Below are 23,975 nucleotides of genomic sequence, written 5' to 3'. Positions count from 1 at the left end.
TCCCTTGCGGTTTGGTGGTTGCCCGCATTGTTTAGGCGCCAAACCCCAATGGCAAGTAAACGAGGCCGGCTCTGGCGATCACGGATTCGCCAGCAGGCCCGGTCTTCACCGTTTTCCAAATACCCGCACGACCGCGCGCCCGGGCGCGGCGGCTCAGAAATCGACGCAGATGCCCTTCTTCTCGTAATCGCCGTAACGCACCGGCTCGGGCCCGTCGCGGCCGCCCAGCTCGACCGGCAGGTCCAGCGGCTGCGCCTTGCGGCGGCGCTCCTCGGCCTCGGCCAGCGCGCGCTGCGCGGCGGGCGGCAGATCGGCGGGCGGCAGATCCTTGCGGTCGGTCATGGCGGTTTCCCCTGCTTCGCGCTAGACCGGACCAATCTAGGCAAGGGGCAGGCTTTGGACAAGGCACGCGGCAAAACGGTCAAGCACGGCGCACGCATGGGCGCCCTGCGCCTGCTGGGCGCGGTGGACGAGGGCGCGACCCTGGACGAGGCCGCCGCACTGACCGAGCGGCTGCCGCCGCCCGACCGCGCCCGCGCCCGGCGCCTGGCGCTCGAGGTGCTGCGGCGCGAGGACCGCTGCGACCTGCTGCTGGCGCCGATGCTGGCCCGCCGGCCGCCCCCCGAGATCATGCGCATCCTGCGCCTCGCCACCGTCGAGATGCTGGCTTTGGCCGAGGCGCCGCATGGCGCGGTCAATGCCGCCGTGGCGCTGGCCCGGGCCTCGGGGCAAAAGGGCCAGGCCGCTGCCGGCATGGTGAACGCGGTGCTGCGCAAGGTGGCCGGCGCGGCCGAGCCCTGGGCGCGGCTTTCGCCGCAGAAGCTGCCGGCCTGGCTGCGCGGCCCCGTGGTCGCCGCCTGGGGCGAGGCGGTCGCCCGCGCTATCGAGGCCGCGCACGAGGCCGGCGCGCCGCTCGATCTGACGCCGAAGGGTGCGGATTGCCCCGGCGAGGCGCTGCCCACCGGCTCGTACCGGCTGCCGGCCGGCACCCAGGTCTCGGCCCTGCCGGGCTATGAGGCGGGCGACTGGTGGGTGCAGGACGCCGCCGCGGCGCTGGCGGCGCGGCTGCTCGACCCGCGTCCGGGCGAACGCATCGCCGATCTTTGCGCGGCGCCGGGCGGCAAGACGCTGCAGCTCGCCGCCGCCGGGGCCGAGGTCACGGCGCTGGACATTTCCCAGCCGCGCCTGGCCCGGGTGGCCGAGAACCTTTCCCGCTGCCGGCTTTCGGCCCGGCTGGTCGCCGCGGATGCGCTGGACTGGCGGCCCGAGCAGCCGCTGGACGCGGTGCTGCTGGATGCGCCCTGCTCGGCCACCGGCACCATCCGCCGCCATCCGGAACTGCCGCGCATCCGCGACGGCGCCGGGCTGGCCGAGCTGACCGGATTGCAGGCGCGGCTGCTCGACCATGCGCTTACGCTGCTGAAGCCCGGCGGCCGGCTGGTCTATGCCACCTGCTCGCTGCTGCCGGCCGAGGGCGAGGAGCAGCTGGCCGCGGCGCTGGCCCGCCATCCCGACCTGACCGTCGAGCCGCCGCAGGCCCCGGGCATCGAGCCCGGCTGGATCACCGCGCAGGGCGGGCTGCGGCTGCGCCCGGACCTGTGGCCCGAACGCGGCGGTATGGACGGGTTCTTCATCGCGCGCTTGCGGAAAACCGCCGGGCGGACCTAAGGTTGCGCGTCCTAAGTCAATGCGTTGTCCATGACCGATAGCACCGTCGCCCCCCGGGGATTCCTGCGCCGCCCCGAACCCAAGGCCATCGGCCATCCCGGTCGCGGCGAGCAGATCGTCGACGGCGCGCTGCATCTGGGCGGCATCGCGCTGTCGGGCGATTTCTTCGCCGCCGACCTGCCGCCCACGGTGGCGGCCGAGCTGCACGGCTTCGGCTGGCTCGACGACCTGGCCGCCGTCGGCACGCCACGGGCCCGCGCCATCGCCCAGGACCACGTCCTGCGCTGGCTGCGCCGCCACCGCCAGCCAGTCGCCGGGGCGCTGGAATGGGCGCCCGAGGTCACCGGGCGGCGGGTGCTGCGCTGGATCTTCCATGCCGGGATGATCCTGCCCGGCCTCGACCGCGACGGGGCCGGGCCGTATTTCCACGCCCTCGACCAGCACCTGAACCACCTGCGCGACAGCTGGTATGACAGCGAGGACGGGCTGTGCCGGCTCGAGGCGCTGGCCGGGCTGGCCATCGGCGCCATGTCGCTGCGCGACCGCCAGGCCGTGGCCGCCCCGGCGCTGATCGCGCTGGCCGAAGAAGCCGACGCCATGGGCCTCGACACCCTGTCCGAGGCCCGCTCGCCCGAGGCGCTGCTGGAGGCGATGGCGCTGCTGGTCTGGGCGCAGGAGGTCGCGCAGGAGGCCGGTCAGGATTCGCCGCCCGAACTGCCCGCCATGATCGCCGGCATCGCGCCGATCCTGCGCGCCCTGCGCCATGCCGACGGGGCGCTGCCCTGCTTTCACGGCGGCGGGCGCGGCGCGGCGGGGCGGCTCGACCGCTGCCTGCGCGCCGCCGAGGGCGCGGCGCTGCCGGCGCATGGCCTCGCCATGGGTTTCGCCCGCATGGCCCGGGCCCGTACCACGCTGATCCTCGATGCCGCCCCGCCGCCCGGCGGCCCGGCGGCGGGGCGCGCCCATGCCTCGACCCTGGCCTTCGAGCTGACGGTGGCGCGCCAGCCGCTGATCGTGAATTGCGGCCCCGGCGACGGTTTCGGCCCGCTCTGGGCCAAGGCCAGCCGCGCCACGCCCTGCCATTCGGCGCTGTGCCTGGCGGGCCTCTCGTCCTCGCGGCTGAACCCGAACCGGCAGGAGGGCGAGCCCGACATCCTGACCGAGCGGCCGGATCTGGTCTGGGCCGGCGATTGCGATGCCTTGGGCAACCTGACCGCCCCGGATTGCGGCCCGATGCATTCCCCGCAACCGGCGCATCTGCTGGCCGGCCATGACGGCTGGCTGGCCAGCCACGGGCTGACCCACCTGCGCGAATTGTGGCTCGACCCCGACGGCATGGGTCTGCGCGGCGAGGATTCGCTGGCGGCGCTGGATGCCAGCGCCCAGGCGCGGCTGGATCAGGTCCGCCCGGCTGAGGGGCTGGCCTTCGACATCCGCTTCCACCTGCATCCCGAGGTCCAGGCCCGCCAGCAGGGGCAGGAGATCCGGCTGACCCTGCCCACCGGCGATGAATGGCTCTTTGCCCATGACGGTGTGGGCCAGCTGCGGCTCGAGGCGTCCTGCCTGCTCGACCGGGCGCTGGCCGAGCCGCGCCCGTCGCGCCAGATGGTGATTTCCGCCCATCTGCAGGGCCGGGCCATCCAGATCGGCTGGACCTTGGCGCGTTCCGGGGGTAGGTGACGGGCCAAATCCGCCATCCACAGCACGGGGCCACCGACCGATGACCGACCGCATTCCGCTGAAGCGCGCGCTGATTTCCGTTTCCGACAAGACCGGCCTGCTGGACTTCGCGCGGGCGCTGGCGGCGCGGGGCGTCGAGATCCTGTCCACCGGCGGCACCGCCAAGGCGCTGCGCGAGGCCGGGCTGACGGTGGTGGACGTGGCCGATGTGACCGGCTTTCCCGAGATGATGGACGGCCGGGTCAAGACGCTGCATCCGGTGGTGCATGGCGGCCTGCTGGCGCTGCGCGGCAACGAGGAGCACATGGCGGCCGCGAAATCGCACAAGATCGGCATGATCGACCTGCTGGTGGTGAACCTCTACCCGTTCGAGGCGACGGTGGCCAAGGGCGCCGCCTATGACGATTGCATCGAGAACATCGACATCGGCGGCCCGGCGATGATCCGCGCCGCCTCCAAGAACCACGCCTTCGTGACGGTGGTGGTGGACGTTCAGGATTATGCCGCCGTGCTGGCGGAGCTCGACGCCAATGACGACACCACGACCTATGCCTTCCGCCAGCGCCAGGCGCAGATCGCCTATGCCCGGACGGCGGCCTATGACGCCGCGGTCTCGACCTGGATGGCGCAGGCCATCGGCGCGGAAACCCCGCGCCGCCGCAGCTTCTCGGGCCAGCTGGCGCAGAGCCTGCGCTATGGCGAGAACCCGCACCAGTCCGCCGCCTTTTACAAGGACGGCTCGGACCGGCCGGGCGTCGCCACGGCGCAGCAGTGGCAGGGCAAGGAGCTTAGCTACAACAACATCAACGACACCGACGCCGCCTTCGAGCTGGTGGCCGAGTTCGACCCGGCTCAAGGCCCGGCGGTGGCGATCATCAAGCACGCCAATCCCTGCGGCGTGGCCCGCGGCGACAGCGCCGTCGATGCCTATCGCCGCGCCTTCGACTGCGACCGCACCTCGGCCTTCGGCGGCATCATCGCGCTGAACACCACCCTTGACGGCGAAACCGCGCAGGCGATCACCGAGATCTTTACCGAGGTGGTCATCGCCCCCGAGGCCACCGACGAGGCGAAGCAGATTTTCGCCGCCAAGAAGAACCTGCGGCTGCTGACCACCGGCGGGCTGCCCGATCCCCAGGCGGCGGGCCTGGCCTTCCGCCAGGTCGCCGGCGGCTTCCTGGTGCAGGGCCGCGACAACGGCCGGGTGCTGCGCGCCGACCTGAGGGTGGTGACCAAGCGCCAGCCGACCGATCAGGAACTGGACGATCTGCTGTTCGCCTGGACCGTGGCCAAGCATGTGAAGTCGAACGCCATCGTCTATGCCCGCGACCTGGCCACCGTCGGCATCGGCGCCGGCCAGATGAGCCGCATCGATTCGACCCGCATCGGCAAGCGCAAGTCCGAGGACATGGCCGAGGCGCTGGGCCTGGCCCAGGCGCTGACCATCGGCTCCTCGGTGGCCTCGGATGCGTTCTTCCCCTTCGCCGACGGGGTCGAGGCGCTGGCGGCGGCGGGCGCGCGGGCGGTGATCCAGCCCGGCGGCTCGATGCGCGACGACGAGGTGATCGCGGCCGCCGACCGTCTGGGCCTGGCCATGGTCTTCACCGGCCAACGGCATTTCCGGCACTGATGGCCGAGACCGCGACCCCCAAGCCGCGGAAAAGCCCGGCGACCCCCCGGCGGCGCGCGAAGAAGCCGCCGCCGCCGCGCGTCTGGCGCAAGGTGGCGCTGACCGCGGCGCTGGTCTTCCTGCTGGACCAGGCGCTGAAATACCTGGTCGTGCACGTCATGCAACTGGACCGCGTGCACGAGATCGACCTGCTCGATCCCTGGCTGAACCTGCGCATGGCCTGGAACCAGGGCATGAATTTCGGCCTGTTCGCCAGCGACGTGGACGTGATGCGCTGGGTGCTGATCGGCATCGCCCTGGCGGTCTGCCTGTGGGTCGGGATCTGGATCGGCCGCGCGAAGCTTACGCGCCTTGCGCAGGTTTCGGCCGGGCTGCTGATCGGCGGCGCGCTGGGCAATGTGGTGGACCGGCTGGTCTATGGCGCGGTGGCGGATTTCCTGAACATGTCGCTGCCCGGCTGGCGCAACCCCTACAGCTTCAACGTGGCCGACATCGCCATTTTCCTGGGCGCGCTGGGGCTGGTGCTGCTGCCGCCGGAACGCAAGCCCGCGCCGAAGAAGCGCCGGGCCCCGGCGAAGCCGCGGACGCCGAAGCCGGGCCCGGCGGCCGGCGAGCCGCCCGCCGCCGCCGGCGGCGAGACGCAGGCAGAGCTGGCCTTGGACGACAAGACCCGTGACGGCGCCGGGAATTCACGCTAGAACGGCGCCAGAAGAACGTGAGGGACGGAAGATGCGGGCGATCGCGCTGATGATGACCATGCTGGGCCTGGCCGCCTGCAGCACCGATCCGCATCTGATGAACCTCGATTCCGGCCGGTCCAGTCCCGACGAATTCGCGATCCTGCCGACCAAGCCCTTGCAGATGCCGGCGGACCTGAATGCGCTGCCCGCGCCCACGCCGGGCGGCAGCAACATCACCGATCCCACGCCGCAGGCCGATGCCGTGGCGGCGCTGGGCGGCAATCCCGGCCAGCTTTCCGCGCAGGGCGTCGGCGCGGCGGATGGCGCGCTGATCGCCTATGCCTCGCGCCTGGGCCGCGACGCGGCGATCCGCCAGACCACCGCGCAGGAGGATGTCGAATGGCGCAGCCGCCACTCGCGCCGCCTGCTCGAGGTGCTGGCGCGCACCAATGTCTATTATCGCGCCTATGACGCGATGACGCTGGACAGCTGGGCCGAGCTGGAGCGCTGGCGCCCCACCGGCGTGCGGCTGCCCGCCGCGCCGCCCCGCAACCGGGGCGAGGCGGCGACAGTGCGGCCGGCCGATCAGGCGCCGATCATGCGGGGCGACTGAGCGCAGGCGCCGATCCCGATCACGCTTAGATGACGGGTGGCGGTCTTGCGCGGCCGGGCGGCGCAAGGCAGGGTCTTGGCGCGACCCGGAACCGGAGCCTGCCCATGACCATCCTCTCTCGTCTGACGCCGCTTGCGCTGGCGCTGGCCGCGACCCCCGCGCTGGCCGAAATGCCCAAGGGGATCAGCCATTTCACCCTGGAAAACGGCCTCGAGGCCGTGGTGATCGAGGATCACCGCGCCCCGGTGGTCGTGCAGATGCTGTGGTACAGGATCGGCTCGGCCGACGAGCAGCCCGGCAAGTCCGGCATCGCGCATTACCTGGAACACCTGATGTTCAAGGGCACCGACAAGCTGGGCCCGGGGGAACTGTCCAAGACAGTGACCGCCAATGGCGGCATGGACAACGCCTTTACCAGCTACGATTACACCACCTATTTCCAGCGCATCGCCGCCGACCGGCTGCCGCTGGTCATGGAGATGGAAGCCGACCGCATGGCCAATCTGCGGATCGGCGAGGATGATTGGCAGGCCGAGCGGCAGGTGGTGCTGGCGGAACGCTCGCAGCGCACCGACAGCGATCCCGGCGCGCAATTCTCGGAAGAACGCAGCGCGGTGCAGTTCTACAACCACCCTTACGGCCGCCCGGTGATCGGCTGGCGTCAGGAAATGGAAGGGCTGACCCGCGACGACGCCATCGCCTGGTATGACGCGCATTACGCCCCGAATGACGCCGTGCTGGTCATCGCCGGCGACGTGACGGCCGCGCAGGTCCGGGAACTGGCCGAGACATATTACGGCCCGGTGCCGCCCAAGCACGACGCCACCCGCAAGCCGCGCCCGCAGGAACCGATCCAGCGCTCGCCCCGGCGGATGGAACGGGTGGACCCGCGCGTCGCCCAGCCGGTGATGATCCGCACCGTGATCGCCCCCGAGCGCAACCGCGGCGAGCAGCAGACCGCCGCCGCGCTGACCGTGCTGGCGGAGCTGCTGGCGGGTTCCAGCCAGACCTCGGTCCTGGCCCGCGATCTGGTGCTGACCGGCAAGGCGCTTTATGTCAACGCCTCCTATGACGGGTTCTCGGTCGATCCGACCACCTTCGGCCTTTCGATGGTGCCGGCGCCCGGCACCAGCAACGAGGCTGCCGAGGCGGCGCTGGACGCGGCGCTGGCGCAATTCCTGGTTGACGGCCCCGACCCGGCGCAGTTGGAACGGGTCAAGACCCGGATCCGCGCCGCCCGCGTCTATGCCCAGGATTCGGCGCATGGCCGCGCCTATGACTATGGCCAGGGCCTGGCCACCGGCCTGACCATCGAGGACGTGAACGACTGGCCCGACATCCTGGCCGCCGTCACGCCCGAGGACATCCGCGCCGCCGCCAGGCTGGTGCTGGAAAACCCGGCCCCGGTCACCGGCTGGCTGCTGCCGCCGCCGGATGCGCCGGCCGAAACCGGGGCTGAAACCGGGGCCGACACGGCCGCCGCCGTCCCGCAACCCGTCCCTGCCGAAGCCGCCAAACCGGGGGAAGTCGAATGATCCGCGCCCTTGCCACCCTTGTCTTCATCGCGCTGGCCGCGCTGCCGGCCACCCTTCAGCCGGCCCGCGCCATCGAGATCCAGCAGATCACCTCGCCCGGCGGCATCAAGGCCTGGCTGGTCGAGGATCACTCGATCCCCTTCACCGCGCTGTCGCTGATGTTCAAGGGCGGCGCCAGCCTCGACGCGCCCGGCAAGCGCGGGCAGATGAGCCTGATGACGGCGCTGCTGGAGGAAGGTTCTGGCGACATGGGCTCGGTCGCCTATGCCGAGGCGGTCGAGGGGCTGGGGGCGCAGAACCGCTTCGATGTCGGCGACGACGCGCTGACCGTGAACGCCCGCATGCTGACCGAGAATCGCGACCAGGCGGCCGAGCTGCTGCGCCAGGCGCTGGCCGAGCCGCGCTTCGACCCCGACGCGGTCGAGCGGGTGCGGGCGCAGCTTCAGGCGGTGATCCGCTCCGAGGCCACCGATCCGAACGCCATCGCCAGCAAGGAGCTGGCGCGGCAGGCCTGGGGCGCGCATCCCTATGCCAGCTCGATCAACGGCACGCTGGAAACGGTGGCGGCGCTGACCCGCGAGGATCTGGCCGCGGCCAAGGACCGGGTGCTGGCCCGCGACCGCGTGGTGGTGGCGGCGGCCGGCGACATCACCGCCGAGGATCTGGGCAAGCTGATCGACCGGGTGCTGGGCGGGCTGCCGGCCGAAGGCTCGGCCCCGCTGCCGGACAAGGCCGCGCTGCAGCTGACCGGCGGGGTGACGGTGATCGACTGGGACAGCCCGCAGACCGTGGTCAGCTTCGCCCAGCCCGGCCTGCCGATGTCCGACCCGGATTATTTCGCCGCCTTCGTCGCCGACCATATCCTTGGCGGCGGCGGCTTCTCGTCGCGGCTGATGGACGAGATCCGTGAAAAGCGCGGCCTGACCTATGGTGTCGGCACCGGCCTGTCGAACGGGCTTTACGGCGAGACCTGGCAGGGCGGCATGGCCAGCGCCAATGACAAGGTGGCCGAGGCCGTGGGTCTGATCCGCAGCGAATGGGACCGTTTCGCCCAGGGCGGGGTGACGGAAAAGGAACTGGCCGATGCCAAGACCTACCTGACCGGGGAATATCCGCTGCGCTTCGACGGCAACGGCAAGATTGCCGGCATCCTGGCCGGGATGCAGCTGATCGGCCTGCCGGCGGATTACGTGAATACCCGCAACGGCAAGATCGAGGCAGTGACCGCCGCGGACGTGCAGCGCGTCGCGCAGCGCCTGCTGCATGCCGACCAGATCCGCTTCGTGCTGGTCGGCCGGCCCGAGGGCATCGACGCCACCAACTGACGAATCCTTTCCCGCCGCGCCGGGAAATGCTAGATCTGGGGGCATGAACACCCATGCCCCCAAGATGCGCCAGATCATCCGGCAATTGGACGAGGCGGCCGCGAACCGCATCGCTGCCGGCGAGGTGGTCGAGCGCCCGGCCTCGGCGGTCAAGGAACTGGTCGAGAACGCGCTGGACGCCGGCGCGACCCGCATCGACGTGGCTATCGCCAAGGGCGGCAAGACGCTGATCCGGGTCAGCGACGACGGCTGCGGCATGGCCGCGGACGACCTGCCGCTGGCGCTGGCCCGGCATGCGACCAGCAAGATCGACGGCAGCGATCTTCTGGACATCCGCAGCTTCGGCTTTCGCGGCGAGGCGCTGCCCAGCCTGGGCGCCGTCGGCCGGCTGTCGATCACCAGCCGCGCCGCCGGTTTCGAGGCGGCGCAGATCGCCGTCGCGGGCGGGCGCATCGGCCCGGTAAAGCCCGCCGCCGGCAATCGCGGCACGGTGGTCGAACTGCGCGACCTGTTCTTCGCCACCCCGGCGCGGCTGAAATTCCTGCGCAGCGACCGGGCCGAGACCCAGGCCGTGGCCGAGGCCATCCGCCGTCTGGCCATGGCCGAGCCCTATGTCGGCTTCACGCTTTCCGACGAGGAGGAAGGCCGGGTGCTGTTCCGCGCCGATGCCGAGCAGGGCGAGCTGTTCGGCGCCCTGCAGACCCGGCTGTCGCGCGTCATGGGCCGCGAGTTCATCGACAACGCCTTGGCCATAGGCGCCACCCGCGACGGCATCACCCTGACCGGCTTTGCGGCGCTGCCGACCTATTCGCGCGGCGCGGCGGTGGCGCAGCATCTCTACGTCAACGGCCGCCCGGTGCGCGACAAGCTGCTGACCGGGGCGCTGCGGGCGGGCTATATGGATGTGCTCGCCTCGGGCCGGCATCCGGCGGCGGTGCTGTTCCTGACCTGCGACCCGCATCAGGTCGATGTGAACGTGCATCCGGCCAAGGCCGAGGTGCGGTTCCGCGAACCCGCCATCGCCCGCGGGCTGGTGGTCTCGGCCCTGCGCCATGCGCTGGCGGGGGCGGGACATCGCAGCTCTTCGACCGTGGCGACGGCGGCGCTGGGCGCGGTGCGGCCCGAGCCGGCGCCGCCGCGCCCCTATCAGGCGCATTATGGTCCCGCCCGGCCCTCGGCCCCGGCCCTCGCCGCCAGCCTGGCCTTTCAGGCGCCGGGCTTCGCCGAGGCGCCGACCGCGCGGGTCGAGCCCGCGCCCCTGTCCCTGCCCGAGCCCGACGCGGCGCCGCTGGGCGCCGCCCGTGCGCAGCTGCACGAGAACTGGATCATCGCCCAGACCGCCGACGGCATCGTCATCGTCGATCAGCATGCCGCGCATGAGCGGCTGGTCTATGAGCGGCTGAAGGCGCAGGCCGCGGCGACCGGCATCGCCAGCCAGGCGCTGCTGATCCCCGAGATCGTCGAGCTGTCCGAACCGGACGCCCATCGCATCCTTGCCATCGCCGATGAACTGGCGGTGCTGGGGCTGGTGATCGAACCCTTCGGCGGCGGCGCCGTGGCGGTGCGCGAAGTGCCGGCGCTGATCCAGCGCCTGGACGCCCCGGCGCTGATCCGCGACATCCTGGACGACCTGGCCGATCAGGGCGCATCGGACCGGCTGCGGGCGCGGGTCGATGCGGTGCTGTCTTCGATGGCCTGCCACGGCTCGGTGCGCTCGGGCCGGCGCATGTCGGCGGACGAGATGAACGCGCTGCTGCGCGAGATGGAGCGGGTGCCGAAATCCGGGCAGTGCAACCACGGCCGCCCGACCTGGATCGAACTGAAGCTGGCGGATATCGAGCGGCTGTTCGGACGATGATCGTCTCGCACCGGCATCGCTATGTCTTCGTGCATATTCCCAAGACCGGCGGCACTTCGCTGACGCTGGCGCTGGAATCGCGGGTCGGCCGCGACGATATCATCCTGTCCGACACGCCCAAGGGCCGCAACCGCCGGCGCCGGGTCAAGGGCGCAGCGGCGCGCGGCCGGCTGTGGAAACACTCGACGCTGGCCGATATCGAGGGGCTGGTGGCGCCCGAGCTGCTGGCGGGCTACCTGCCCTTCACGCTGGTGCGCAACCCCTGGGCGCGGGCGGCCAGCTATCACCGCTGGCTGCGCGGGCAGAGCTTCGATCATGCCTCGGTCCGGCTGGCCAAGAGCCTCGGCTTTGCCGATTTCCTGCGCGCGCCGCTGACGCAAAGGCAGCTTTCGGTGCCGGCGCGGCATTACCTGACCGGCTCGGCGGGCGAGCGGCCGGGGCTTTACCTGCGGCTCGAACGTCTCGGCGACGACCTGCCGGCGCTGGAGCGGCATCTGGGCTTTTCCCTGCGCCCGCTGCCGCATGAGAACCGCTCGGGTAACGGCGACTGGCGCGCCTCTTATGACGCCGACAGCGCCGCGCTGGTGGCGCGCCTGGCGGCCGAGGACATCGCCCGCTTCGGCTATCGCTTCGATCCGGATTGACCCCGGCGCCGGTCGGGGCGACAAATGGGCAATGACGCCGGAGGTGCCGCCATGCTGGAAATCAGTCCCGAAAAGATCGCCCATGTCGTTATCCGCGCCCGCGAATACGACAGCGGCGTGAACGCCTGGGCGCATAGCGGCCAGCGCACCGGCCGCGGCACCCAGACCGAACTGGCCGAGTTCATCGCCAGCCTGAACGAGGACGAGCAGGCCAGCCTGGTCGCGGTGATGTGGATCGGCCGCGACACTTTCGGCCCCGAGGACCTAGCCGAGGCGATCGAGACCGCCAAGGCCGAGCGCAGTTCGCCGACCGAGGACTATCTGATGGGCGAGCCGCAGCTTGCCGATTACCTGGAAGCCGGGATGGAGGCCCTGGGCATTTCCCCCGAGGAGGTCGAGGACGACCTGCACCGCCCGGTCTGAGCCCGCCCCTAGGGCTGCGCGCCGCGCCGGGTCAGCCGGATCAGCGCGCCGGGATCGCCGTCGATCAGCACCAGCAGCGCGCCGTCGGGGGCGACCTCGATGTCGCGCACCCGGCCGATGCCCTGCGCCAGGCGCTGCTCTCCGGTGACGCGGTCGCCCTCGATCTTCAGCCGCACCACGGCTTCCGCGCGCAAGCCGCCGATCAGCGCATCGCCGCGCCATTCCGGGAACATGTCGCCCCGATAGAACACCATGCCGCTGGGCGCGATCACCGGGTCCCAGTAATAGACCGGCTGCTCCATCCCCTGCCGCGCGGTCAGGCCGCCGTCGATGGGATTGCCGTCGTAATTCTCGCCATAGCTGATGATCGGCCAGCCGTAATTGCGCCCGGCCTGCGGCCGGTTCAGTTCGTCCCCGCCTCGCGGACCATGCTCGACCGTCCAAAGCCGGCCTTGCGGGTCCAGCGCCGCGGCCTGGATGTTGCGATGCCCATAGGACCAGATCTCGGGCTGCGCCTTCCCGTCGGTGAAGGGATTGCCGGGCGCCGCCTTGCCGGTCGCGGGATCGATGCGCAGCACCTTGCCCAGATGGTTGCCCAGGTCCTGCGCCACCGGCATGTCCGCCGGCATGCCGCGCTCGCCCGTGGTGACATAAAGATAACCGTCGCCGCCAAAGACCAGGCGCGAGCCGAAATGGTGCTGCGAGCCGATGCCCGGCTGCTGGCGGAAGATCACCCGCATCTCCTCAAGCGCGGTGCCGTCCGGCGACAGCCGTCCGGTGCCGACCGCCGTTCCGTTCTCGCCATTGCCGCGCGGCTCCGAGAAGCTGAACCAGACTTGCCGGGTGCTGGCGAAATCCGGGGCGACGGCCACGTCCAGCAGGCCGCCCTGGCCGCGGGCATCGACCTTGGGCAGGCCTTTCAGCGGCGCGGAAAGCCTGCCGTCGCGATAGATCCGCATGGCGCCCGGCTTTTCGGTCAACAACAGGCTGCCATCGGGCAACAGCGCCATGCCCCAGGGGTCGCGCAGCCCCTCGACCAGCGGCGTGCGGGCCAGGCGCAACGCCTGTGGGATCACCGGCGCGCGGGTCTGGTTCCGGAAGGCCGGCGTCTGGTCCGGGGCGTTCGGCGGATAGTCGTTGAAATCGGCCAGCGCCGGGGCCGCGGTCAGGACGCCGGTCAAGGCGCCGATCAGGGCCAGGGCGGCGGCCAGAACCGGGGCAGCAGGGACACGGGTGGGGGGCATGGCTTCTCCGTCGCGTTCGGGCGTCGCCAGCGGCGTCGCGATGGGGTTGACGCTGGTCAACACGCGCGCGGCGGGCTTGTTCCGCCGCGACAGGGTTCGTCAGGCCAGCGCCGCGAGATGCCTGGCAAAAAGCTGCCGGGCCCGGTCCCAAGGCCCTTCGTCGATCCGATCGAGAGCTTCCAGCACCGGCAGCAGTTGCCCAGCATAATCCAGCGTGCTTTCCCGCGGCAACAGCGATGGCAGGTTGTCGATCGCCATCACGTCCAGCGGCGGCCGGCCGGCGACGCGGATGGCGGGATGCGCCCAATCGGTGACCCGCTCATAGACCCGGACCGGGTTGAAGGCGCTTGTCGGATCGCAGGCGACATCGCCGATCACCGTCAGCAGGCGGGCGGGATCGACCGCGTCCGGCGGGACCAGCACCGGGCTGTCCGGGCCGGCAAGGATGCAGTTGACGAACAGCTCATGCGCCAGGATCTCGGGGAAGGGGCCGCCGCCGGCGGTCTCGGCCATGTCCCAGCGGGTGACCGGCGCGCCCATGGCGGCGAGCAGATCCGAGGCGCCGCTGCCGACCCGGCCGAGCGCGCCGACGACGATGGCGCGGGGCCGCGCGGCGCCGGTGGCGTCCAGTTCGGCCCGCAACTCTTCAAGCAGCAGCTCGCGGTTGTGCCAGGCCTGGACCGGCCCGCAAAGGCCGCCGCGCCGCTGCGCCGCCCAGGCCTTCAGCGATACCGCGGCCCCGGCATAGCCGGCCCAGTAGCCGAAGGCCGCCAGCCGGCGACCGCTGTCGTCGGTCAGATATTCCAGGTCGTAGAGGCTGCCGCCGCCGGCGCGGAAGCGGCGGAGCAGCGCCTGCCCGGCCGGCTGGCCCTTGAAGGCATGGCCGAACATGATGTGGCGATGGCGCAGCGGCGTTTCGTCCTGCGGCAGTTCCTTGAGGCCGAAGACGACGGCCTCGGGCGGGGCTGCCGGCCAGCCGCCCTCGGGCGCGATCTCGGCGCCGGCTTCGGCGTAGCCGGCGATGGGCAGGATGCGATGCGGGCTTTCCTCGACCGTGACGCGGAAGCCGCGGGCGATCAGCCGGTGCACCCCCTCGGGGGTGATGCCGACGCGCTGCTCGTTGGCGCGGCTTTCGCTGCGCACCCAGAGATGGACCATGCTCGCCCCTCCTTTCATCCCGCCGGCATCACGGAAACCGCCCCGGCGGGACAAGCGGCGGCCGCCGGACGCCGCGAAACGGGCCCTGTCCGGCGGCGTCGATGCGGGCCATCGCCTCGGCAATCGGCTCGATGATGACGGCCATGGCATAGGCCGTGGCATGGATCATCCGCTCGGCATCCAGGGCCAGGGCGACATGGCCGGGCCAGAACAGCAGATCGTTGCGGCGGATCTCGGCTTCGGCCACGGGGAAGGCCGCCTCCTGCATGTCGCTGTCGCCCGGACAGGGCACGGCGCAGGCGCCCAGCGCCGCCTGGGCCAGACCCGAGCAGTCGATGCCGCTGCGGCTGTTGCCGCCCCAGAGATAGGGGGTGCCCAGAAGCGTGGCGGCCACGGCGGCGGGGTCCGGTCCGGGCCGGTCGGCGATGTGCTGGACCGGCACCCAGCCGCCCTGGGCCAGTCGGCCGAAGCCGCCCTGGGTGGCAGTGACCGACAGCCGTGCGCCCAGCGAAAGCAGCATCCGCTCGGGCGTCTTCAGGTCGGGTTCGGCATAGACATGCGTGGCCGGGGCGCCGACGCGATGGGTGATCGGCGGCAGGTCGTGGTCCAGCGCCTCGGCCCGGACCCAGCCGCAATAGCCATCCGCCGCCGCCTGCACGAAGGCCCAATCGCCCTGCTGGTCGATGAGCGTCAGGTCGGCGCCGAAATTCAATTGCCGGTCGCGGGCCCCTTGCGGGGCGCGGCAAAGATCGGCCAGCGCGGCGGCCAGCCGTGTCGGCCGCCCCGGCGTATAGGCCGGGCGCAGCAGCACGCCGCGCAGCGATTCCAGCGCCACCCGTTCGGTGGCCGGGGTCAGGCGGCGATCCGGCGCGATGGTCATGTCAAAATCTCCGGCAGGGCGTGCAGCAGCGCCCGCATGCCCTGGCCCGCGCCGCCTTTGGGCCGGCCCGGCGCGGCGCCGGGTTGCCAGCCGTAGATGTCGAAATGCGCATAGCTGCGGGCCCGGCCGGTGAAGCGGCGCAGGAACAGCGCCGCGGTGATCGCCCCGGCAAAGCCGCCCGAGGGGGCATTGTCCAGGTCTGCGATGGCGGGCTCGATCATCGTCTCGTAGGGTTCCCAGAAGGGCAGCCGCCAGACCGGATCGGCATGGGCGTGCCCGGCGGCCTGGATGGTGGCGGCGACCGCGTCGTCGTCGCAGAAGAACGGCGGCAGGTCCGGCCCCAAAGCCACCCGGGCCGCCCCGGTCAGCGTCGCCATCGAGATCAGCAGCTCGGGCGCCTCCTCGTCGGCCAGCGCCAGCGCATCGGCCAGGACCAGCCGGCCCTCGGCATCGGTGTTGTTGACCTCGACCGTCAGGCCCTTGCGGCTGGTCAGGATGTCGCCCGGCCGGAAGGCATTGGCCGAGATGGCGTTCTCAACCGCCGGGATCAGCAGCCGCAGGGCGATGCCGCCGGTCAGGCCCAGCTGCGCCAGGGTCTCGGCCAGGCCCAGGATATTCGCTGCGCCCCCCATGTCCTTCTTCATCAGCGCCATTGAGGCGGGCGGCTTGATGTCGAGCCCGCCGGTGTCGAAGCAGACACCCTTGCCGACCAGGGTCAGGCGCGGCCCGGTGCCGGGAAAGCGGATGTCGATCAGCCGCGGTTCCTGCGCGCCGGCCCGGCCGACGGCATGGATCATCGGCAGGTTCTGCGCCAGCAGCGCCTCGCCGCGGTGGACCTCGATCGCGGCGCCGTGCCGCCGCGCCAGATCCCGCGCCGCCTGCTCCAGCTCCGCGGGTCCCATGTCCGCGGCCGGGGTATTGATCAGGTCGCGCGCCAGATATTCGCCGGCCGCCATGGCGATCAGCCGTGCGCCGTCCGCGCCCTCGGGGCAGACCAAACCGGCACGCGGCGGCTCGAGCGTCTTGTAGCGGTCGAAGCGATAGCGGGCGAAAAGCCAGCCCAGGGCACCCAGCGCCGGGTCGAACCCTTCGGGCGCGTTGGCCAGCCGCCAGGCGCCTTCGGGCAGGTTTTCCGCCGCGCGGGCCAGCAGGAAACGCTCGCGCATCGGCCGATCCGCGGGCTTCGGGGCCGGGCCAAGGCCGAACAGTGCCCCGGCCAGGCTGCCATCCCCGGCGGGCAGCAGGCAGAGCTGGCCGGGCTTTGCGGCAAAACCCTGCGCCTTGGCCCAATTTGCGGAGCGGCTGTCGATCCCGGCCGGGAATTCCGCGCCTGACTCGCCGCTTCTGACCAGCCAAAGGGGAAGCGAAGGCGCATCGGGATCGGCAAATTCGGGAATCATCTCTCTGCTCGTGCTCGGTTCTGTTGTCCGCAGCCTAGCGTCCGGACCGTCTGTCGCAAGGGTCGCTGCCATCACGCCCCCTCGATCGGGTCCCAAAGCTCGGTCAGCGAGCGATTGCCGATTCGTTCGAGCCTTGCCGCGGTCGAGCCGAGCGCGGTCCGGTCCCGCCGCTCGGCGCAGGCCCCGACATCGACCGCCACCCCCGCCAGGGAGACCAGCCCGACCTGCCAGGCCAGTCGCGACAGTTGGTCGGCGCGGGCGGCCACGGCGCCGGGATCGTCTTGCTGGACGGCCGCGATGGTGCGGCGCAGCGCCAAGGCAAGCTGTTCCAGCGCGCTGCCGACGACCTGCGCCGCCGTCGCCTCGCCCAGTTCGCGGACGATCTGCTCCAGCCGTTGCACGTCGATGCGGACGGTCTCGTCCACGGCCAGAAACGCAATCTTGGTCATGTGCTCTCCCAGTTCGGGCCATCGCGCCGTGTTGCGCAAGCTCGCATCAATCCATCAAGAAAAGGTTAGGGGCGCCGTGTGAAACCTCTCGAACTTTATCGGATCTGCGGCTATCAAACGCGCGAACGGTAGATGAGGAAGCAATGAAACAAGCACGTCCATTGCCGCAATACCTGGTGCAGCGCTATCACGGCTGGCGCGCGACGGCTTTCGTCGAGAATCGTGTCTGGTATCGCCGCCTGGCCGAGGACGGCCAGCATCCCCGCGCCATGGTCATCGCCTGCTGCGATTCGCGTGTGCACGTGACCTCGATCTTCGGAGCGGATACCGGCGAGTTTTTCATTCACCGCAACATCGCCAACCTTGTGCCGCCCTATGCGCCGGATGGCGAGCAGCACGGTACCTCGGCCGCGGTGGAATATGCGGTCAACACGCTGAAGGTCGCGCATCTGATCGTGGTGGGGCACACGAGTTGCGGTGGCGTGCAGGGTTGTCATGCCATGTGCTCGGGTCACGCACCGGAGCTCGAGCAGAAATCCAGCTTTGTCGGGCGCTGGATGGATATTCTGCGGCCGGGATACGAACGGGTGGCCGCATTGCCCGAGGATCAGCAGATCCGGGCGCTGGAACGCCAGGCAGTGTTGGTCTCGCTGGAGAACCTGCTGACCTTCCCCTTCGTGAAGGCGGCGGTCGAGACCGGCAATCTTTCCCTGCACGGCGTGTTGCACGACATCGCTGAAGGCACGCTCGAGCAATATGACAACCAGCTTGACAGCTTCGAGCCCATCGTCTGACCTGCGGAACTGCCAAGGGCGCCGATCCTGATCCGCAGGCTGGCTCGCAGGATCGCGACGTTGCGCCGGCCCGACGGCGGGCCGGCGGCCTTCAATTCACGATGAATTCGGCATGCAGCGCCCCTGCCGCATGGACGGCCTTAAGGATGTCGATCATGTCCCGAGGCCGGATGCCCAAGGCGTTCAACCCGGCCACCACATCCGACAACGAAGATTCTCCCGATACTTCCGCAAAGCCGATGCCTGGTTCCTGGGTGATCTCGGCCTGGGTGCGGGGAACAACCACCGTTTCCCCCGGGGCGAAGGGATTCGGCTGAGAAACCACCGGCGTTTCCCTGACGCGAAGCGTCAGGTTGCCCTGCGAAACGGCGACCCGCGAGATGCGCACATCCTCTCCCATGACAATGGTGCCGGACTTGTGGTCGATCACCACCCTGGCCGCGGCCTCGGGTTCGACGCTGATATTCTCGATCTGTCCCATCAGCCGCGCGGGATTGACCTTGCCGAGAACCGTCGAATCGATGGCCACCGTGCCGGAATCGACCAGTTCGGCCAGATCGCGCCCCAGTTGCCGATTGATCGCCGCCTCGATGCGGGCCGCGGTGGTGAAATCGGGATTCCTCAGGGCTAGCCGCAGATTGGTCATCTGCGAGAAATCGAAGGCGACCTCGCGTTCCACCCGTGCGCCCGAAGGTATGGTTCCGGTCGTGGGAACGCCCTGGACCACCGAAGCGGCGGCGCCCGAGGCTTCGGCACCGCCTGCGAGGACGGAGCCCTGGGCCACGGCATAGATCTCTCCGTCCGCGGCATTCAGCGGCGTCATCACCAGCGTGCCGCCCAACAGGCTTTTCGCATCGCCGATGGCGGCGACATTGACGTCGATCTGTGATCCGGCTCGGGCGAAAGGGGGCAGGGTGGCGGTAACGATCACGGCGGCAACGTTCTTCGGACGGAAGGCTTCCTCCGTCACGTTCACGCCCAGCCGCTCCAGCAGGCCCGCCATGATCTCCTCGGTGAAGGGCGAGTTGCGCAGGCTGTCACCCGAGCCGCTGAGCCCGACGACAAGCCCGTAACCGACAAGATCGTTCCCGCGCACCCCGTCGATATTCGCCAGGTCCTTGATGCGCACCGGCGCCGCGGCGCTGATCTGCGCAAAGCTCAACAGCGCCAGAAGAAAGCACAGAAACCTCATGACAGGTAATCCGTCAGGTTCAGCCGGGAAAGTCGGGCGGTCAGCGCATAGAGGCTTTGAATGCTGGCTTCGGTCTCCTCCAGGGCGGTTGCGGTCTCGTAGGGATCGGCATTGATCAAATTCGTGCGAGCCACCGAAAGAGTGGTCGTCTCCGCCGAGTTCCTGGTCTGCGCCTGTGCGACGACCGCCTGGCGCTGACCCAGATCGGCCCGCGCCCGGATCAGCCCCACGCTGCCTTTCACCAGGCGCGAACCCGCTTCGGTGAAAAGCTCGCGCAAGCTGGTCGCGTCAATGGTGGCGTCGTTCTCGGCGGCGTAAGCCATAATCGCCATGCCTTTCAACGTGTCGCGAAGCTCGGCCGAATTCGCGGTAAAGCCCATGCTGACACGTCGATCGGGCGATACGGCAAGTTCGGTGGTGCCCGTATCGTCGCCCTGATAGATCGTATCCGCGAAACCGCCGCCGCCTGCCGGGGTATCGAACCAGGAATCGATGCGCGCGGCGATGGCGCTGGCGCTGGTGGCGCCGGCCACGGCAGTGCCAAGCTCTGCCATCATGGCGTCGAAATCGCCCAGCGGTGCGGTTTGTGTCCGGCTGCCGGAAAAGGCATGGCGACCGGCGATACTCGTGTTCAAGCTGTCGACCATCGAGCGGAAGCTCAGCGCGATATCACCCAGCCGCGCCCGGAGATCATTATCCCCCGAACTGCTGACCTCGCTCAGCAGCTGCGGGCCCAGATCGTCGACGGTGGTCTGGATGCCTTCCAGCACCGTCTGCATGCCGCTGAACTGGATCCCGGCCTCGGAGACGTTCAACTGATAGCTGTCGAGCATCTTCAGGCGCGTCTCGATATGCGAAATCCGGGACAAGTCCCCGCCCAACGCCGCGGGGATGTCCGACTTGACGCCGGTCATCATTTCCTGGGTCAGGCTGTCCAGCTTGCTTTTAAGCGTGCTTTGGCCCAACCGGAGCTGGAACGTGCGGGAAAGGTCGCCGATTGAATTGAAGGAAGTCATGTCAACCTCAGGATGGCGTCGAGCATGTCGTTGGCGGTCTGGAAAACCTTGGCATTGGCGGAATAGGCCCGTTCCAGGGCAAGCAGGCCTTCCATTTCCTTGTCAGTATCCACGCCGTCCGCAAGCAGCGCGGTCTGGAGGCTGACGCGATGCGTGCTGTCCTGCAGGGCAGTCGCCTCGGCCTGAACGCGTTTCGTGGCGGCATTCGACGAGAGTTCCGCGGAGAGCGTCTGCAGGCTGCGTGGGGTCTGTGACAGGGCAGTGGAGGCTGGCGACCGCGAAGCCGCCAACGCCGCGCTGAGATTGCCAAGCACTGCGCTGTCCCCCGCATTACCAGGACCCGCCGCGTTGATCCCGGCGCGGATCCGCCACAAGTCGCCGCCGGCTGCGGGATCCACCCGGGTCGTGACGGCAATCCGGCCGGCGAAGCCCGTTTCCTGCGCCGCGTCGAAGGCGGCCTGGGCATCGGTAAAAAAGCCCGGCCCGCCGGCGTTCAGCGAAGGATCGACATTGGTGGCAGACAGGCGGTCATAGAGATCGCGTGCGAAGGCATCGATCTGCCGCTGACAGGCGGGGGCCAGTTCGTCACGGATGGCGAAGTTTGCACCGATCGTGCCGCCCCCGAACATGGTCATCTGCCCCTCGGTCAACGGCTTGCCGTTGAAGGACAGCCGGGTCAGCGCGCCATTGCCGACGGTCATCTCGGGCGTGAGGCCGGGCACGCTGTCGAAGGTGATCCGGGCCGGATCGCTGCCGTCGAGGAGGATAGCGCCGCCCGAGGTGAACAGTGCGATGCGGCCGTTCTCGCGTGGGACCTCCTTGACGGGCACGATTTCCGCGATGCCGTCGATGGCGGCCTGGCGGGTGTCGACAAGCGCCGAGACATCCTTGCCTTGCGCCGCAAGGCTGACGATCTGCTTGTTCAGCGTCGCGACTTGGCCAAGCGCGGCATCGAGGCGCGACACGTCCTTCCGGATCGCCTCTTCGGCGCTGGAGCGCTCGGTCTGGATGGCACGCGAGATCTGGTTGAGCTTGTCAGCCAGATCCGTCGCGGAGCCGAGCACGTTGCCCAGCCGGACCTCGTTTTCCGGGCGCGAGGCGGCCGAAACCAGGGCAGAATCGAAGGCTGTCAGGACCTGGCCCAGCGACGAGGCTTCGGTTCCGGTGCCGAAGATCCTTTCGATCGCCGCGTGGAAGGTCGACAATGTGGTCGAGGCGCCGACATCCGCCTCGGCCAGGCGGTTGTCGGCAAGCAGCCCGGCATTGATCGCCCGGCTGACGCCATCGAGACCGACGCCGCCGCCGCGCTCGGCCAGGCGCGGCGAGAGATCGAGCTCTCGTCGCGCGTAGCCCGGGGTCAACGCGTTCGCGATGTTGGAGGAGACGACCTCGGTCCCCCGCGAAACCGCGGTCAGCCCGGAAATGGCGTTGGAAATGGCGGAGGAAATGCTCATGAGGGAGGAAGCTCCTGGGGGACGCGCGCGGTCAGCGTTTCAGATTGGCGGTTTCCTGCAGCATCTCGTCCACCGTCTGGATGACCTTGGCATTCGAGGTGTAGGCGCGCTGGGTCTGGATCAGGTCGGTCAGCTCGGCCGCGACATCGGTGGTGGAGGCTTCGCGGGCATAGCCGGCGATGGCGCCGGTGGGGCCGTCGCCCGAATTCCACAGGTAGAATGCCCCCGAATCAGGTGAGACCTTGTAGGTCTGGTTGTCCATGGCGATCAGTCCGTTCGGGTTGGGGACATCCACCACCGGAACCTGATAAAGGGTGCGGGTGAAGCCGGTGTCATAGGTGGCCTGCAGATAGCCGTTCTCGTCGATCTCCAGCCCGGTCAGGTTGCCGACCGGCGAGCCGTTCTTGGTGACATTGGCGGGCGAGAAATCGGTGCTGAGCTGCGTGAGACCTTGGCGGTCGCCGTAGCGTCCCAGGTTGATCGTCATCGGGCCGTTGGCGCCGGATACGGTGACGGTGCCGGTCGTCGCGTCATAGGCGCCGCCGGAGACGGCGGTCACGCTGGCCAAGGTGCCGCCGCCCGCCTGGCTTGCGTCGAAGGTCAGGGTATAGGTGCCGATCAGCGCCTCATCGGCCGCTGTGCCGGGATCGTCGATGATGGCGGAATCGCGGATCTCCATCGTCCAGCTGTTCGACCGGGTGCCGGTGGTGCCGGAGACATCGGGCGTGAAAGTGATGGTCATCTTCTCGGACCCGCCGAGATTGTTGAAATACTCCACTTCCATCTCGCGCGGATCGCCGCTGGCGCCGCCGACGGCGTCGGCGGCCGGCAGGTTGACGCCCAGGTTGATGCGGGTGGTCGGGTCTGCGGCGGTCTGGCTGGGGTTGATGCGGATCGGCTGCAGGCCGGTGGCGGAATCGCGCGGCTGCGCGGGAATCGTGCCATCCGCATTGGCAGGCCAGCCCATCAGCACCAGACCCGAGGTGGTGCGGAGATAGCCTTCATCATCGGGGCGGAACGAGCCGGTGCGGGTCATGACCAGGTCGCGCGGCGTCGTCGAACCGGACAGCAGGGTCGAGGAATTCACCACCGGCAGCATGCCCCGGCCGGTAATGGCGATGTCCAGCGGCTGCGAGGTGGAGACGAGGTTGCCGCGTTCGTCCACGTTGCGCGAGGTGGTGGCGCGGACGCCGCCCGCCGTGTACAGGCCGCCGCCGCGCCCCTGGTTGATCACCATGCTTTCGAAATCGGTGTCCACGCGCTTGTAGCCGTAGGTGCTGGAATTGGCGATGTTGTCCGAGATATTGGCCAGCCGGGTCGAGTTGGCGGCCAGCCCGGACACCCCGGCGCTGAGGGCAGATGAGATCGACATTCTGTTTTCACCCTGTATGAGTCGTTCCTGGGGAAGTCTGGCGGGCGGGGGTTAAGATGCCCCTAACGGCACCCGGCCGGGGCCGGTCATCTGAGTAAAATCACCTCGATCCGGTTGTTGTTCGGATCCATCGGATTGACCGAGCGATTGCGCCGGTCGGCAAAGGCGCTGACGCGCTGGATGCGCGTGGGCGCGAATCCCGCCCCCTCCAGCAGGTTGCGCAGCGCATGGGCGCGCGCATCCGACAGCGCCCAGACGGGGGACTGGATCAGCATTTCGGGATAGGCGCGGACATGGCCGGTCAGCGCGATCTCGTTCTTCACCCGGCCGAGCACGCCGGAAAGGATCGCGGCCAGTTCCTTCATCGCCGGCGTCGGTTGGGCGCTGTCGCCGATGAACAGCGGCTCGTCCGTCACGTCGGTCAACTCGATCACCAGACCCTCGTCGGTCATGCGGGTCACGACATGGCGCAGCAGATTCACCTTCTGCATGGATTCGGCGCCGCTGCCGGTCAGCTGGTTCTGGATATGCCGGGCCATGTCGTCGAAGCCGGATTCCCGGCCTTCGCGCGCCTGGGCCATCAGCGTGTCGCGCGAGGCACCGGCGCCCTGGCCGCTGTTGGTGGTGGAATCCTGCACCTCGCCGCCGAAGGGGCCGTCGCTGCCGCTGGCCGGCGATTGCACGATAGTCGGGTTGAAGTAATCCGCCAGGCCCTGCCGCTGCTTTTCGGTGGTGGCGTTCAGAAGCCACATCAACAGGAAGAAAGCCATCATCGCGGTGACGAAATCGGCATAGGCGACCTTCCAGGCGCCGCCGTGATGACCGCCGCCGCCGCCCTGGATCCGCTTGATGATGATCGGAGGACCGCCGCCGTTCCCGGCCATGTGCCGTTCCTTTCCATTGCCTTCCGCAAAGGTCTAGCGCGGCGGCGCTAATTTCCAGTTAACGGCTCAAATGCCG

22 protein-coding genes are annotated in these 23,975 nt (G+C 69.6%); 11 read left to right on the top strand and 11 right to left on the bottom strand.

Annotation, left to right across the window (positions count from 1 at the left end):
* Positions 1 to 153: 153 nt before the first annotated feature.
* On the bottom strand, positions 154 to 342 hold the full coding sequence (locus NBE95_RS03720) for a DUF1674 domain-containing protein (protein WP_289894535.1): 189 nt from the start codon (positions 340 to 342) through the stop codon (positions 154 to 156).
* A 54-nt stretch (positions 343 to 396) separates the two neighbouring features.
* On the opposite strand from NBE95_RS03720, the gene NBE95_RS03715 reads away from it, so the two are divergent.
* The 10 genes from NBE95_RS03715 to NBE95_RS03670 all read left to right on the top strand — a co-directional run bounded on the left by NBE95_RS03715 (position 397) and on the right by NBE95_RS03670 (position 12,056).
* A complete protein-coding gene (locus NBE95_RS03715) occupies positions 397 to 1,668 on the top strand; it encodes a transcription antitermination factor NusB (protein ID WP_289894534.1) in 1,272 nt (423 codons plus the stop codon).
* A gap of 30 nt (positions 1,669 to 1,698) precedes the next feature.
* Positions 1,699 to 3,348, top strand: a complete 1,650-nt coding sequence (locus tag NBE95_RS03710; protein WP_289894533.1) for a heparinase II/III family protein — start codon at positions 1,699 to 1,701, stop codon at positions 3,346 to 3,348.
* Between the two features lie 40 nt (positions 3,349 to 3,388).
* On the top strand, positions 3,389 to 4,978 hold the full coding sequence (gene purH, locus NBE95_RS03705; RefSeq protein WP_289894532.1) for a bifunctional phosphoribosylaminoimidazolecarboxamide formyltransferase/IMP cyclohydrolase: 1,590 nt from the start codon (positions 3,389 to 3,391) through the stop codon (positions 4,976 to 4,978).
* Positions 4,978 to 5,676 carry a signal peptidase II gene (lspA, locus tag NBE95_RS03700; RefSeq protein WP_354670353.1) on the top strand — a complete coding sequence of 233 codons (699 nt, stop codon included), beginning with the start codon at positions 4,978 to 4,980 and terminating at the stop codon, positions 5,674 to 5,676. Before purH ends, lspA begins: the two co-directional genes overlap by 1 nt.
* A 31-nt stretch (positions 5,677 to 5,707) precedes the next feature.
* Positions 5,708 to 6,271, top strand: coding sequence for a DUF3035 domain-containing protein (locus NBE95_RS03695; RefSeq protein WP_289894531.1), 564 nt, complete (start codon positions 5,708 to 5,710; stop codon positions 6,269 to 6,271).
* 104 nt (positions 6,272 to 6,375) lie between these two features.
* Positions 6,376 to 7,806, top strand: a complete 1,431-nt coding sequence (locus NBE95_RS03690) for a pitrilysin family protein (protein ID WP_289894530.1) — start codon at positions 6,376 to 6,378, stop codon at positions 7,804 to 7,806.
* Positions 7,803 to 9,131: a pitrilysin family protein gene (locus tag NBE95_RS03685; protein WP_289894529.1), complete on the top strand. Its 1,329-nt coding sequence runs from the start codon at positions 7,803 to 7,805 to the stop codon at positions 9,129 to 9,131. Before NBE95_RS03690 ends, NBE95_RS03685 begins: the two co-directional genes overlap by 4 nt.
* A gap of 43 nt (positions 9,132 to 9,174) precedes the next feature.
* Complete coding sequence (gene mutL / locus NBE95_RS03680) at positions 9,175 to 10,989, top strand: DNA mismatch repair endonuclease MutL (protein WP_289894527.1); 1,815 nt, start codon at positions 9,175 to 9,177, stop codon at positions 10,987 to 10,989.
* Positions 10,986 to 11,633 (top strand): sulfotransferase family 2 domain-containing protein, encoded by a 648-nt coding sequence (locus tag NBE95_RS03675; protein ID WP_289894526.1) that lies wholly within the window; start codon positions 10,986 to 10,988, stop codon positions 11,631 to 11,633. The genes mutL and NBE95_RS03675 overlap by 4 nt, the downstream gene beginning before the upstream one ends.
* Positions 11,634 to 11,684: 51 nt before the next feature.
* Entirely contained in the window at positions 11,685 to 12,056 is a 372-nt protein-coding gene (locus NBE95_RS03670; protein ID WP_289894824.1) for a DUF3775 domain-containing protein, read from the top strand.
* A gap of 8 nt (positions 12,057 to 12,064) precedes the next feature.
* Here the strand turns inward: NBE95_RS03670 and NBE95_RS03665 are convergent, their stop codons facing one another.
* From NBE95_RS03665 to NBE95_RS03645, 5 genes are all read right to left on the bottom strand, one after another.
* Positions 12,065 to 13,360 (bottom strand): PQQ-dependent sugar dehydrogenase, encoded by a 1,296-nt coding sequence (locus NBE95_RS03665; RefSeq protein ID WP_289894525.1) that lies wholly within the window; start codon positions 13,358 to 13,360, stop codon positions 12,065 to 12,067.
* 39 nt (positions 13,361 to 13,399) lie between these two features.
* On the bottom strand, positions 13,400 to 14,458 hold the full coding sequence (locus NBE95_RS03660) for a saccharopine dehydrogenase (protein WP_289894524.1): 1,059 nt from the start codon (positions 14,456 to 14,458) through the stop codon (positions 13,400 to 13,402).
* A 28-nt stretch (positions 14,459 to 14,486) separates the two neighbouring features.
* Positions 14,487 to 15,338, bottom strand: a complete 852-nt coding sequence (locus tag NBE95_RS03655) for an NlpC/P60 family protein (protein WP_289894523.1) — start codon at positions 15,336 to 15,338, stop codon at positions 14,487 to 14,489.
* Positions 15,335 to 16,738, bottom strand: coding sequence for a leucyl aminopeptidase family protein (locus NBE95_RS03650; protein WP_289894522.1), 1,404 nt, complete (start codon positions 16,736 to 16,738; stop codon positions 15,335 to 15,337). Before NBE95_RS03650 ends, NBE95_RS03655 begins: the two co-directional genes overlap by 4 nt.
* A 71-nt stretch (positions 16,739 to 16,809) precedes the next feature.
* Positions 16,810 to 17,187 carry a hypothetical protein gene (locus NBE95_RS03645; protein WP_289894521.1) on the bottom strand — a complete coding sequence of 126 codons (378 nt, stop codon included), beginning with the start codon at positions 17,185 to 17,187 and terminating at the stop codon, positions 16,810 to 16,812.
* Between the two features lie 143 nt (positions 17,188 to 17,330).
* On the opposite strand from NBE95_RS03645, the gene NBE95_RS03640 reads away from it, so the two are divergent.
* Positions 17,331 to 17,981 carry a carbonic anhydrase gene (locus tag NBE95_RS03640; RefSeq protein ID WP_289894520.1) on the top strand — a complete coding sequence of 217 codons (651 nt, stop codon included), beginning with the start codon at positions 17,331 to 17,333 and terminating at the stop codon, positions 17,979 to 17,981.
* Positions 17,982 to 18,072: 91 nt separating this feature from the next.
* Here the strand turns inward: NBE95_RS03640 and NBE95_RS03635 are convergent, their stop codons facing one another.
* From NBE95_RS03635 to NBE95_RS03615, 5 genes are all read right to left on the bottom strand, one after another.
* Positions 18,073 to 19,173, bottom strand: coding sequence for a flagellar basal body P-ring protein FlgI (locus NBE95_RS03635; RefSeq protein WP_019352028.1), 1,101 nt, complete (start codon positions 19,171 to 19,173; stop codon positions 18,073 to 18,075).
* Entirely contained in the window at positions 19,170 to 20,189 is a 1,020-nt protein-coding gene (locus NBE95_RS03630; RefSeq protein ID WP_289894519.1) for a flagellin, read from the bottom strand. The genes NBE95_RS03635 and NBE95_RS03630 overlap by 4 nt, the downstream gene beginning before the upstream one ends.
* Positions 20,186 to 21,643: a flagellar hook-associated protein FlgK gene (gene flgK / locus NBE95_RS03625; protein WP_289894518.1), complete on the bottom strand. Its 1,458-nt coding sequence runs from the start codon at positions 21,641 to 21,643 to the stop codon at positions 20,186 to 20,188. The genes NBE95_RS03630 and flgK overlap by 4 nt, the downstream gene beginning before the upstream one ends.
* A 31-nt stretch (positions 21,644 to 21,674) precedes the next feature.
* Positions 21,675 to 23,015, bottom strand: coding sequence for a flagellar hook protein FlgE (locus tag NBE95_RS03620; RefSeq protein WP_289894517.1), 1,341 nt, complete (start codon positions 23,013 to 23,015; stop codon positions 21,675 to 21,677).
* Positions 23,016 to 23,101: 86 nt separating this feature from the next.
* Positions 23,102 to 23,899 (bottom strand): flagellar motor protein MotB, encoded by a 798-nt coding sequence (locus NBE95_RS03615; protein WP_289894516.1) that lies wholly within the window; start codon positions 23,897 to 23,899, stop codon positions 23,102 to 23,104.
* Positions 23,900 to 23,975 lie beyond the last annotated feature (76 nt).

The sequence above is a fragment of the Paracoccus sp. TOH genome (assembly GCF_030388245.1).
GTDB lineage: Bacteria > Pseudomonadota > Alphaproteobacteria > Rhodobacterales > Rhodobacteraceae > Paracoccus > Paracoccus simplex.
The sequence above is the reverse complement of the archived record's forward strand: the minus strand, read 5'-3'. Positions and strand labels throughout refer to the sequence as shown.

Excerpts from the sequence above, each read along its gene's own strand:
- NBE95_RS03720 (WP_289894535.1), bottom strand. The coding sequence starts at position 342 with ATGACCGACCGCAAGGATCTGCCGCCCGCCGATCTGCCGCCCGCCGCG.
- NBE95_RS03710 (WP_289894533.1), top strand. The coding sequence starts at position 1,699 with ATGACCGATAGCACCGTCGCCCCCCGGGGATTCCTGCGCCGCCCCGAA.
- purH (WP_289894532.1), top strand. The coding sequence starts at position 3,389 with ATGACCGACCGCATTCCGCTGAAGCGCGCGCTGATTTCCGTTTCCGAC.
- lspA (WP_354670353.1), top strand. The coding sequence starts at position 4,978 with ATGGCCGAGACCGCGACCCCCAAGCCGCGGAAAAGCCCGGCGACCCCC.
- NBE95_RS03695 (WP_289894531.1), top strand. The coding sequence starts at position 5,708 with ATGCGGGCGATCGCGCTGATGATGACCATGCTGGGCCTGGCCGCCTGC.
- NBE95_RS03690 (WP_289894530.1), top strand. The coding sequence starts at position 6,376 with ATGACCATCCTCTCTCGTCTGACGCCGCTTGCGCTGGCGCTGGCCGCG.
- NBE95_RS03685 (WP_289894529.1), top strand. The coding sequence starts at position 7,803 with ATGATCCGCGCCCTTGCCACCCTTGTCTTCATCGCGCTGGCCGCGCTG.
- mutL (WP_289894527.1), top strand. The coding sequence starts at position 9,175 with ATGAACACCCATGCCCCCAAGATGCGCCAGATCATCCGGCAATTGGAC.
- NBE95_RS03675 (WP_289894526.1), top strand. The coding sequence starts at position 10,986 with ATGATCGTCTCGCACCGGCATCGCTATGTCTTCGTGCATATTCCCAAG.
- NBE95_RS03670 (WP_289894824.1), top strand. The coding sequence starts at position 11,685 with ATGCTGGAAATCAGTCCCGAAAAGATCGCCCATGTCGTTATCCGCGCC.
- NBE95_RS03660 (WP_289894524.1), bottom strand. The coding sequence starts at position 14,458 with ATGGTCCATCTCTGGGTGCGCAGCGAAAGCCGCGCCAACGAGCAGCGC.
- NBE95_RS03655 (WP_289894523.1), bottom strand. The coding sequence starts at position 15,338 with ATGACCATCGCGCCGGATCGCCGCCTGACCCCGGCCACCGAACGGGTG.
- NBE95_RS03650 (WP_289894522.1), bottom strand. The coding sequence starts at position 16,738 with ATGATTCCCGAATTTGCCGATCCCGATGCGCCTTCGCTTCCCCTTTGG.
- NBE95_RS03645 (WP_289894521.1), bottom strand. The coding sequence starts at position 17,187 with ATGACCAAGATTGCGTTTCTGGCCGTGGACGAGACCGTCCGCATCGAC.
- NBE95_RS03640 (WP_289894520.1), top strand. The coding sequence starts at position 17,331 with ATGAAACAAGCACGTCCATTGCCGCAATACCTGGTGCAGCGCTATCAC.
- NBE95_RS03635 (WP_019352028.1), bottom strand. The coding sequence starts at position 19,173 with ATGAGGTTTCTGTGCTTTCTTCTGGCGCTGTTGAGCTTTGCGCAGATC.
- NBE95_RS03630 (WP_289894519.1), bottom strand. The coding sequence starts at position 20,189 with ATGACTTCCTTCAATTCAATCGGCGACCTTTCCCGCACGTTCCAGCTC.
- flgK (WP_289894518.1), bottom strand. The coding sequence starts at position 21,643 with ATGAGCATTTCCTCCGCCATTTCCAACGCCATTTCCGGGCTGACCGCG.
- NBE95_RS03620 (WP_289894517.1), bottom strand. The coding sequence starts at position 23,015 with ATGTCGATCTCATCTGCCCTCAGCGCCGGGGTGTCCGGGCTGGCCGCC.
- NBE95_RS03615 (WP_289894516.1), bottom strand. The coding sequence starts at position 23,899 with ATGGCCGGGAACGGCGGCGGTCCTCCGATCATCATCAAGCGGATCCAG.